The 6,697-nt window shown below is 65.7% G+C and carries 8 protein-coding genes and 1 pseudogene; 6 read left to right on the top strand and 3 right to left on the bottom strand.

Going from position 1 to position 6,697, the window contains the following annotated elements:
• Positions 1-99: 99 nt before the first annotated feature.
• A pseudogene (locus ABS73_RS12305) lies at positions 100-750 on the top strand (recombinase family protein); the annotation flags it as partial.
• A gap of 4 nt (positions 751-754) precedes the next feature.
• Here the strand turns inward: ABS73_RS12305 and ABS73_RS12310 are convergent.
• From ABS73_RS12310 to ABS73_RS12320, 3 genes are all read right to left on the bottom strand, one after another.
• A complete protein-coding gene (locus ABS73_RS12310; protein WP_136856036.1) occupies positions 755-1,141 on the bottom strand; it encodes a type II toxin-antitoxin system VapC family toxin in 387 nt (128 codons plus the stop codon).
• Positions 1,138-1,374: a type II toxin-antitoxin system Phd/YefM family antitoxin gene (locus tag ABS73_RS12315; RefSeq protein WP_277024089.1), complete on the bottom strand. Its 237-nt coding sequence runs from the start codon at positions 1,372-1,374 to the stop codon at positions 1,138-1,140. The genes ABS73_RS12310 and ABS73_RS12315 overlap by 4 nt, the downstream gene beginning before the upstream one ends.
• Positions 1,375-1,439: 65 nt before the next feature.
• Positions 1,440-2,120 (bottom strand): DnaA N-terminal domain-containing protein, encoded by a 681-nt coding sequence (locus ABS73_RS12320; RefSeq protein ID WP_277024091.1) that lies wholly within the window; start codon positions 2,118-2,120, stop codon positions 1,440-1,442.
• A gap of 439 nt (positions 2,121-2,559) precedes the next feature.
• Between ABS73_RS12320 and ABS73_RS12325 the strand changes: the two genes are divergently transcribed.
• The 5 genes from ABS73_RS12325 to tnpB all read left to right on the top strand — a co-directional run.
• The gene (locus ABS73_RS12325; protein WP_136856033.1) at positions 2,560-3,864 is read left to right on the top strand and encodes an AAA family ATPase; all 1,305 of its coding nucleotides are present in this window, start codon (positions 2,560-2,562) and stop codon (positions 3,862-3,864) included.
• On the top strand, positions 3,861-4,958 hold the full coding sequence (locus ABS73_RS12330; protein WP_277024093.1) for a ParB/RepB/Spo0J family partition protein: 1,098 nt from the start codon (positions 3,861-3,863) through the stop codon (positions 4,956-4,958). The genes ABS73_RS12325 and ABS73_RS12330 overlap by 4 nt, the downstream gene beginning before the upstream one ends.
• A gap of 351 nt (positions 4,959-5,309) precedes the next feature.
• The gene (locus tag ABS73_RS12335; RefSeq protein ID WP_277024095.1) at positions 5,310-6,215 is read left to right on the top strand and encodes a MarR family transcriptional regulator; all 906 of its coding nucleotides are present in this window, start codon (positions 5,310-5,312) and stop codon (positions 6,213-6,215) included.
• Positions 6,216-6,282: 67 nt separating this feature from the next.
• Positions 6,283-6,588 carry a hypothetical protein gene (locus ABS73_RS12340; RefSeq protein ID WP_277024098.1) on the top strand — a complete coding sequence of 102 codons (306 nt, stop codon included), beginning with the start codon at positions 6,283-6,285 and terminating at the stop codon, positions 6,586-6,588.
• Between the two features lie 17 nt (positions 6,589-6,605).
• On the top strand, positions 6,606-6,697 hold a 92-nt coding region (tnpB, locus tag ABS73_RS12345; protein WP_286693475.1), incomplete at its 3' end, for an IS66 family insertion sequence element accessory protein TnpB.

Raw genomic sequence — 6,697 nt, forward strand, 5'->3', positions numbered from 1 at the left:
GCAGCATCATTGACCCCAGCATGAACCAGCACACATAACGACCGGGCGGGTCAGTTCTCGGTGACAATGCCGGGTCAGTTCTCAGTGACAGCCAACAGTATCGAGCACCTGGAGGCCAAGGGCGCCTTCTTCCGGTCGATCGAGGACCCGATCGACACGGCCAGCCCGCAGGGCAAGTTCACCCTGCAGGTCCTGGGGGCGGCGGCCGAATTCGAACGCGCCCTGATCCGCGAACGGACCAGGGCCGGTCTGGCCAGCGCGCGTCTGGAGGGACGGATAGGCGGCAATCCCGGCTTGCGGGCCAAAGACCCCGTGGCTGTGCGAAAGCTCCGCATGGCACGGAGTGAGGGCTATCTTGACAGGATCGGCCGTACCGCCCCGGAATGGGCGCCGCATGTGCGCAGGCTGCGCCCGGATATGGCGTGGGAGGATGTCTTGCGCATCATCAACGCCCCCCTGCCCCACCGCGCCCGCTGGAGCCAGGCCCGCCTGCTCAGGGCGGTACGGGCCTATGTCCGGGACGGGTTCCTGCCGCCGGAAGTGCTGGCCCGCGCGCCGCGGCGGCCGGTCGATGACCGCCTGCCCGCCATCGTGGCGGCGATCCGGGGGGCGGACCCGAACATCACGCTTCAAGGTCTGTGCGACAGGCTGGAGGCGATGCGCGAACGCACCCCGCGCGGCCGCACGAAATGGCAGCCTTCATCGGTCAGGATGCTGCTGCAGCGCGCCACCCGGTTGGGCCTGCTCTGAGGCCTCAGACTTTTTCGACGGGTCCGCCATAGCCCGCAATGGCGCTGTCCGCAGTCAGCAGCACCATCCCCTCGGTGATCGCCTGCGCCAACAGCAGCCGGTCGAACGGGTCCGAATGCAGCGGAGGCAGGGCCGACAGCGCCAGGCAATGCCGGCTTTCGATGGCCAATTCATCATAGCCGTTGGACAGCAGCCCTGCCCGCAGCACGCCGGGATCGACGGTGAAATCGGGCCGGTTCAGCGCCCGCTTGATCGACACCTCCCAGATGGATGCGGCCGAGAACCACAGCGCATGCCGCGGGTCCGACATCAACCGATGCGCGGCGGCCGGCATACGCGACGACTGGAACGCCGCCCAGAGTAGCACATGCGTGTCTATCAGATAGTTCACGCATCGCCCTCGAACAGGGACTGGATCTCTGCCCCGTCCATCCGGTCGAAATCCTCGGGGATCGCATAGGCGCCGTCCAGAAATCCGATCCGCGCGGGCATCCGGCTTTCCAGCAGCGTGACCTTGACCAGGGGACGCCCGGCCTTGGCGATGACAAAAGGCTCGCCCTGGACCGCGGCGTCGACCAGCTTCGACAGGTTCGTCTTGGCCTCGTGGATGTTGACCGTCTTCATCGCCGCCCCCATAAGCTTAGTTCATTCAACTTAGCCCATCTGGGGCGCATCTTCAACCATGCGGGTCACGGCGATTCGATGCGGACCGCCACCATGCCCGGTTCGGCGCGACGAAGCGCCGATTGCAACCGGCTCAGCAGATGCGTGCGCAGATAGGTGGCGTGGAACCGTGAGGGTGCGGTCAGGGACAGCACCCCCTCAGCCTGCCCCGTCTCGATCATCGGGCGGAACCAGGCGTCGAAGATGGCGGCATCCTCCGTCTGCAGCTGCTCGCACACCCGCCGCCAAAGGCCGTCGCCTTGATTGGGCATGTCCAGACGACGGAACGGCACGACATTATCCGCGGCCGAGGGAATCTCCGGCCCGGTCATGCGCTGAACGAAATCCTCGCCGATATTGGCCCAGGACGGACGCGTGTCGATCATGATCCGATCAAGGTCGAGACCCAGAACCGACACGCGGCCCCTAGCGCCCTGTCGCTTGACGATGACCCAGCCCATGGCACGCAGACGCGCCATGTCGCGCTTGACGGTTCGTTCGTCCACGCACCACATCCGAGCGATTTCCTTCTGGCCGGTGATCAACTCGTCTCTCTGCCAGTTGTAGCGGGCGGTGATCAGGACGGTCAGTCGCAAGACCAGCCGCTGGCTCTGGGCATCAGAGGCCAGGGCGTGCGCGGTCAACGCCGACAGAATATCGTATTTCCTGACGGCCGCATCGCGGCCCACGGGTTTGATCACACGCATCTCTGCTCCTGCATTGGCGGTGCGGTTGTCTCCGCTGGATCGTCGGATCTTGCGATTCTCCCAACGCCTTTCGCCATCTTTATCCCATTAGCGTCCTGATGGGCGGTCCTGTCAAGGCAGAACCCGTCGCCACGGGCATCCTCTTTGCGTTGCATGTCTGAAAACAGGTATCATTGGTATAAGGGGACTCCTTGGATGTCCCTCTATTTGCCGCGAATGTCCCCTATTTTGGGTCGGTGGGGCTGCGGGCGTCCCTGATTTCCTCACAATCGGGACCGGTCCTTGTGCAGGTAATGCGGCCTAGTGGTGTGATCGATTCGCAGATGCGGCGTTCCGCGTCCAATTTACGTCCTTGAGTGAACAACTGTTTTGCCAAAGACGCAAATTCGGCGTAAACGGGAAGCCGACGATGATTAGCGTTCCGGAGAACAGGCATACTATGTACACCCATCAGGACCTCGCGCGGCTGCAAAGTCAGTCCTTGAAGATGCAGGGCTGGATCCGCCGCCAGACCTTCAGCCCGGCCAATGAGAAAACGCTGCGCCGCTTCTCCTCTTGGGAGGTGTCAGAGCTGATCTTCCGCATCAACCAGTCGACCTTTCGGGGCAAGCTTGCAGCCGATCCGAACCTTCCCCTCGGGGAAGTCGAGGAGGATGGGCGTCAGCGCTGGTTCAGCCTGGACGAGGTCAACGAGCTGCGCCGCCGCATCCGCATCAACAAGAAATCGCTCATGCCGCCGCGCCCCGAGGGGAAGCGCGCCTTTCGCGCGGCCATTGCCAACTTCAAGGGCGGCGCTGGCAAGTCGACGGTGGCGCTGCATTTTGCGCAGGCGGCGGCGCTGGACGGCTATCGCGTTCTGGTCGTCGATTTCGACCCGCAGGCGACGCTGTCCCACTCCATGGGTCTGTCGGATGTCGGCGAGGATCACACGGTCTGGGGCATCATGGCCCGCGATCTTGAGCGCGAGACCGACCGTATGAACGCGGCATCGGCGGGCGCCGAGTCGGGGACCACCCTGCCCCACCGCAAACTGCCCGCCACGATTCGCGACATGGGGCTGGGGTCGCTGCGGGCTGCCGACTTCATCAAGCCCACGGCCTGGTCTACCATCGACATTGTGCCCAGCTGTGCCAATGCGGCCTTCGTGGAATTCGCCAGCGCGCAGTATCGCCACCTCAATCCGGAATGGACCTTCTTCGGGGCCGTGTCGCGGTTCCTGGACAGCCTGGCCGACGATGCTTACGACCTGATCCTGTTCGATTGCCCGCCTGCGATCGGGTATCAGTCGATGAACGCGGTCTTTGCCGCAGACATGCTGTATATTCCCTCGGGGCCCGGCTACTGGGAGTACGACTCGACCACCAGCTTCATCGGCCAGTTGGCCGAGGCGCTGGAGGATCTGTCGCACGGCTTTGAAAACTTCCCCACGGGGAAGATCGCCCTACCCAAGACCTTTGCCGATGTCCGGTTCCTGATGACCCGGTTCGAGCCATCGAACGAGCTGCACCAGGCGATGTTCGGCGCCTTCCGCCAGGTCTTTGGCGACCGCCTGGCCCAGCATCCGATCGAGCTGACGCGCGCGGTCGAACAGTCGGGCCGGTTCCTCAGCTCGATCTATGAGATCGACTATCGTGAGATGACGCGCGGCACTTGGCGGCGGGCCAGGGCCACCTTTGATCAGGCCTATGAGGAATTTCGCGGTCATGTTCTGACCGCCTGGACGCAGCTGGAGGACGCCGCATGAGCCGCAAGCGCCGCATGTTCGACATCGATATCCCGGCCGAGGACTCCGCCGAAGGGTCCGACTTCCCCGCGGGGAAGGTCGATCAGCGCCGCGGTCCCATGGCCGCCGCGATCAATGAGACCGTTGCCTCATCCCGCGACCGCGCGCAGATCGAGGCGCAGATCCGGCAGGAGAACGACGCCCTGGCGCAGGAGCATGTCCGGCTGAAGCGGGCAGGGCTGATTACCGACCTGATCGCCTTGGATCTGATCGACACGCAAAAGCTGATCCGCGACCGCCGCCCGGTCGCGGATTTCGAACTGGCCGAGCTGGTGTCGTCGATCCGTGAGGTCGGCCTGTCGAACCCGATCCGGGTCGAGCCCGGCGCCGATGGGCGCTATGAGCTGATCCAGGGGTATCGCCGTCTGTCCGCCTATCGCCAGCTGCTGGAGGAGACGGGCGACACCGAGGCATGGGGCAGGATTCCGGCGGGCATCGCCGCGCGGGGCGATGCGCTGGATAATCTGTATCGGCGCATGGTCGACGAGAATCTGGTGCGCAAGGACATCTCGTTCGCCGAGATGGCGCAGCTGGCGGTGCATTACGCAATGGACCCGCTGACGGCCGAGACGGATGCCGACAAGGCGGTGGCGCTGTTGTTCAAGTCCGCGGGCTATCAGAAGCGGAGCTATATCCGGAACTTCATTCCGCTGGTCGAACGCTTGGGCGAGACGCTGCTTTATCCGCAGGAGATTCCGCGCGCCCTGGGGCTGGCTTTGGCGCAGCGTCTGACCGAGGTTCCGGGATTGGCCGCGGCCATCAAGACTGAGCTGAAGGGTTGGGACACACGGTCGATCCTGGATGAGCTGGGGGTTCTGCGGCGCTATGCCGGGGAGGGAGAGGTCACGCCGGCGGGCAAGCCCTCGACACCGGCTGCGCCGACACCATCGACTGCCAGGGCCAAGACGACATTCCAGCTGCGCAGGCCTCAGGGCAACGCCAAATGCACGGCGGCGAACGGGCGCCTGGAGATCCGGCTGCCACGCGATTTTTCCTCCGTTGATCGCCGCAAGCTGGAGGCCGCCGTCGCGGCGATGTTGGACCAGATCGAGTGATCTTCCCCGCGGGGAAGAGGGTGACGGCGACCGTCCGCGGGCAGGGCGGTCGCCTTATGGACTGGCGTTATCGCTAGAGCAAAATAATAATAAAACGTTTATAAAACAATGGCTTGATTGATACCTGGCCATTCTCCTTAGCGGCGGGCTGCGTGTTGGGCCGGATGCGAAATGCTGTGCCGCCATCGATCAGGTTCAAGATCATCTTCGAAAGGCTTCTGTGATCGTCACAACTGCGGTATTGTGACGATAATCAGGGGGCCACACCAGAAGAAACTGGGTTCGCAGGAGGGTAGGTCGATCGATCACACGCAGTCTCTGGCCGATCCCACTCCGTGGCTTGCGGCACAGGTGGAGCAAGGGCGCGGTCTTGCCGAGGCGGCCCGTGATCTTGGGCGGCTGGAGGCGACGATTGCCGCCTTGTCGCCCGAGGAGGCGGTCGGAGCGCGCGAACGCCTGGCGGTGATCGAGGTCGAGGCGATGCTGCGCGCGCAGGGTCTGATGCTGGCGCAGGGGGAGATCGGTCGCGAGATGATGGAGGCGGGCACGCGCGCCGACCCGGAGGCGGTGCGCCTGGCGCGATGGGCCATCCGACGGCTGGACGGGCAGGGGGCGCTGGCTGATCTTCCTGCCTTTCTGGGGCTGCATCGTCGCGCAGGCGCCGATGACCCGCCGGTGCCCGGACTGGATCTGCGGCCCCGGGGGGACGATTTCGACGCCGCTGCGGCCGAGTTTCTTCAGGCGGCGGACCGGTTCGCGGCGCTGCATCCGCTGGCGCGCGGGCCTGCGATCCTGGCGCTGTGGCGCATGGCCGGGTTGTCGCCCCCGGGCCATGTGGTTGAGCCCGCGATCTGGTCCGCCCGGCACATGGCCATCGGGGCCGAGGGGGTGCGCTTTGTGCCCATGGGACGGCACGGGCGGCGGGTCTGGACGGGCTATGGCCCGCCTGCGGACCGGTTGGCCGCGCATCTGGCGGCGCTGAGCGCGGGCGCGCAGGAGGGGCGCGCGCTGATCATGCGCATCCGCGACTGGTCCGCGCGGGCGCGCAGCGCCACCGCCCCGATCAAGGGCGACAACGCCGCGCGGGTCATCGCGGTGCTGGCGGCGCGGCCGCTGGTCTCGGCCATGGAGGTGGAGGCGCGGGCCGGGGTCAGCAGGCCGACGGCAGAGCGCATGCTGAAGCGCCTGACCGATCTGGGCCTGATCCGCGAGGTCACCGGTCATCGCCGGTTCCGGTTATGGACGGTGGCGGTATGATGGAGCGGCACCGCGCCGCGGGCTGGCGCCCGCAGAGCCCCGACACGGATGCGGCAGGGAGGACCCGATGACCGACAAGACGCCCGCGGACCCCGCTGTGCCCGCGTTGACCAGCAACACGCGCCAGACCAACTGGCGCCGCGCCAACCTGTTGAAATACAGCGCTCATCTGGCGGTGCGGCGGGCGCTGGCGTCCGGGCGGCTGACCAAGGCCCCGTGCGAGGTCTGCGGCGCGGCGACGGTCGATGCGCATCACGACCGCTATGACCGGCCGCTGGAGGTGCGCTGGCTGTGCCGGACGCATCACGTCAAGCTGCACCAATATGGTGAGGACATGTTCCCGGTCGCGGGCAGGGGCGGTTCGACGGGCTGACCGCGCTTGCCAGCCAGATACTCGGCGCCAACCCGTACTCCGGCCACCTGTTCGTGTTCCGCGGCCGGCGGGGCCACTTGGCGAAGGTGCTGTGGTGGAGCGGCGATGG

Origin of the sequence: Paracoccus sp. SCN 68-21 (genome assembly GCF_001724535.1) — a bacterium.
GTDB lineage: Bacteria > Pseudomonadota > Alphaproteobacteria > Rhodobacterales > Rhodobacteraceae > Paracoccus > Paracoccus hibiscisoli.